Below are 339 nucleotides of genomic sequence, written 5' to 3' on the forward strand. Positions count from 1 at the left end.
ATAGGTCGTGCTTCTTAGAAAACAGTGATAGGTCTTGGATTCTGTGTAGTTTATTATCGAGGCAATACTGCAAAGGAAGTCCGATGACACCCGCTACTCCTTGCTTTCCTAAAACCGCATATTTAAGAACATGAGAAACACTTTGTTTATGAGCAAAAAAGAAGTGAGAAAGTAAGCGTTCTTCCTGAGGAAACACAAAATTTTGGGCGCTAACTGAAACGGCATCAATCAATACATCAGGGGTAAACTCTGAGATTATGCCGCCAAATGCTCTCAAATTAGACACAACAAATCTAGGCGGCTCTGGGAAGATTAGTTTAAGTTCTTTCTGTACGATTT

The 339-nt window shown here is 39.8% G+C and carries 1 protein-coding gene; it reads right to left on the minus strand.

Annotated elements, in window-relative coordinates:
- Positions 1-339, minus strand: a 339-nt coding sequence (locus IQR33_RS33815; RefSeq protein WP_228014039.1) for a hypothetical protein, incomplete at both ends; no start/stop codon positions are given.

The organism is Vibrio sp. OPT46, assembly GCF_015163535.1.
Lineage (GTDB): Bacteria > Pseudomonadota > Gammaproteobacteria > Enterobacterales > Vibrionaceae > Vibrio > Vibrio alginolyticus.